Annotated in this window: 2 protein-coding genes; both read left to right on the top strand. The window is 35.4% G+C overall.

The annotated features are described in order from the left end of the window. Positions 1-2057, top strand: a 2057-nt coding sequence (locus T420_RS0100400) for a YadA-like family protein (protein ID WP_026501045.1), incomplete at its 5' end; no start/stop codon positions are given. A 683-nt stretch (positions 2058-2740) separates the two neighbouring features. Continuing rightward, the coding region (locus tag T420_RS06775) for a hypothetical protein (RefSeq protein ID WP_425351713.1) at positions 2741-3309 on the top strand (569 nt) is incomplete at its 3' end.

The following is a 3309-nucleotide window of genomic DNA, read 5'->3' as shown; positions in this document are numbered from 1 at the left end:
TAAGAACTGATTTGTCGAAGTTTGGCACGAATATTTCCAGCTATTTAGGAGGTGGAGCAGATCTTGTAGCTGGGAAAGCTCCAATCTATCGTATTCAAGGAAAGGAGCTTCATAATGTAGGTTCTGCATTTGCTAATGTTGATACAACACTGACACAGATTCAGAACGACATGAGTGAAAATATTGATAATGTTGAACAAAATGGCTTGTTGTGGAATGACAGTGAAAATGCTTTTGTTGCACTTCATGGTGAAAAAGGAAAAGAAAAAACTGAGAGCAAACTTAAATTTCTTCTTGGTGGAAATATTGCAAAAGGTTCCACTGAAGCGATTACTGGTGGACAACTTTATGAAACGCACACCAAACTTGCTTCATATTTTGGAGGTGGAGCTGGATATAAGCATGGCAAATGGATAGATCCGACGTTTAAAGTTGTTCAATTCGATTCTGATAGTAAAACCGATGGGCGTAAGTATGTTCAATATAATAATATAGATGGTGCTATTGGTGGTGTTAATAAGAATATGGAAGATTTAGACAGTCGTCTTAACGATGTTCAAGCTGAAGTAAATAATAATGGTTTACATTGGAATAAAGAGATAGGCGCTTATGATGCTACCCATGGTGCTGACAAAGGAAAGATTACGAATGTAGCCGATGGTAAATTAGAGGAAGGTTCTAGCGATGTAGTTACTGGAAACCAGCTTTTTGAAACTAATCAAAATATCATTGGTCTGAGTGATGATGTAAAAAGTCTTGCAGAGAATACGTCGACATATTTAGGAGGTGGAGCAGATCTTTCAGCTGGAAAAGCTCCGACGTATAAGATTCAAGACGAGTCCTATAATAATGTAGGTGCTGCGTTTGCTGGTGTTGATACAACACTGACACAGCTTCAGAAAGACATGACTGCAAATATTGAGAATGTTGAACAAAATGGCTTGTTATGGAGTGATAGTGAGAATGCTTTTGTTGCACTTCATGGTGAAAAAGGAAAAGAAAAAACTGAGAGCAAACTTAAGTTTCTTCTTGGTGGAGATATAGCAGAGGGTTCTACTGAAGCGATTACTGGTAATCAGCTTTATGAAACGCACACCAAACTTGCTTCATATTTTGGAGGTGAAGCTGGATATAATAATGGTGTATGGACTTCTCCAACGTTTAAGGTTGTTCAATTCAATTTTGGTGATAACACTGATGGGAAGAAGTATAATCAGTATCATAATGTAGCTGATGCTTTTGGTGGTGTTAATGAAAGTATGGAAAACCTAAACGATCGTTTAGGTAATATTGAACAGAAGAAAGAGCAGAATGGTATAAAGTGGAATGAAGAAAAAGGCGCTTATGACGCAAGCCAAAAAGGAGAAGATGGTAAGATTACCAACAGTAAGCTTACTGGTGTCGCTGATGGTGCTATAGAAAAAAACTCTAGCGACGTAGTTACTGGAAACCAGCTTTGGGAAACGAATCAAAAAGTTGATAAACTTGAAGACAAGGTTAATAAATTTGAGAACTCAGTTGATCAGATGACAGAGGGTACTGTTCAGTATGATAAAGATGGAGATGGGAAGAAAACCAATAAAATTACTTTAGTAGGAGGTGATGCAGATAAACCTGTAGTAATTGATAATGTTGCTGATGGTAAAGTTGAAAAAGGCTCAAAAGAAGCTATTAACGGTGGGCAATTGCATGAAAAAATAGAAATTGTCCTTGATGATGCAAAAAAATACACAGACGAAAAAATAACGGATGCTGTTTCTAAAGCTAAAGACTATACCGATATGAAATTTGATATCCTAAATTATAATATCGATGGTGCAAAACAAGAAGCAAGACAAGCAGCAGCAATTGGTTTAGCAGTCTCTAATCTTCGTTATAATGAAGCGCCTGGAAAACTAAGTATCGCTATCAGTAGCGGTGTATGGCGTAGCCAATCCGCTTTTGCTTTTGGTGCTGGTTATACATCTGAAAACGGAAATATCCGCTCTAATATTTCTGTCACAACAGCAGGAGACCACTGGGGTGTAGGTGGGGGTATACAATTTACGCTCAATTAATTTTCTAAAAACCTCCATCTCTTAGAACTTCAAAAAGGAGCTTAAAAAAACTTATCCACAAAATTTTTATATAAAAACACTATGATACTTTGAATTTAATAAAAAATACATAATGGAATCTCAAAAAGAAAAAAAATCCACTTGAGATTCTATTTTTTATGTTCTATAGCAGACAAACCATTATTTATTCATTAAATATAACAATTATGTCATTAATAAGGAGAAAACAAAGTATCTACAAAAGTATCATATCGAATCATAACAATAACTGATTTCAACTAGAGATACTTTAAAACACTCCCATTAAAATAATCCTTAATAAAAAAACTAAACCCTATAATCTATTAAATCATTCCAGAAAGAGACCAATTTTACGAAACTACTAAACTAACACTACAGTCTATAAAACCAAATTATGTCTTTTTAATGTCAATCTATTTTTATTTTAAATGAAGGACCTTCTAACTATGAAAAACCTCATATTCCGGTGAAAACGGATGAAATCACCATAAACATCTCAAAGCCACCCTTCAAAATGACTTTTAATTAAGATTTTAGACAATTTTTCTCACTTTTAAGCCTCTTTACGATGATGACAACTCCGTTTCCAGAGTTTGATAGCGTCTAAATATGTTTTTTTGATGTCTAAAATTTATTTTTATTTTTTTGTTGGAGAATTTGTTATGAAGAGACCATATCTTACCTTAAAGAAAGGTGATTTAAATTATTCTTTTTCTTGTTGGTCACTTTTATTAAGAGCCGTTTCGCTGGGGACAGCGACAGCGCTTTTATCGAGTGTTTCACCTGTTGTTGCAGCAAATTTTTCTCCAACGGAAATGGTAGCTTCAAACTTAAAAGGTACAAAGAATCCTAATAGAATATCTCTAAATGCTACCTATGGAAATTCAAATGGAAATTCAAAAAGTCATGGCAGTATTGCTGTGGGTGATCGTTACTATACTGTAGATGATATTGTTATCTCTCATTTATTGAATTCAAAAACAATTTCAGCAGAGAGGATAAGCGAAAAGAAGTATGAACAGCTCCACACTCCACACTCCTCTGTTGATTTTACTCAAAAGAGTTTAGCAATTCAATCTGCTACTTGGAGTGCTGATGGTAGAGGTGTAAGTGAGGACAGCCCACAAGTGATCATGTTGTACGATGGTGCTCAGTCGTTAGGTAGGGGGTCTATTGCTATAGGTAATGGTTCTGTCATTGGCGCTAATGCGCAAGCCTCTATAGCAAAGGT

Source organism: Bartonella clarridgeiae ATCC 51734 (assembly GCF_000518185.1).
GTDB classification, from domain to species: Bacteria; Pseudomonadota; Alphaproteobacteria; order Rhizobiales; family Rhizobiaceae; genus Bartonella; species Bartonella clarridgeiae.
The sequence above is the reverse complement of the archived record's forward strand: the minus strand, read 5'-3'. Positions and strand labels throughout refer to the sequence as shown.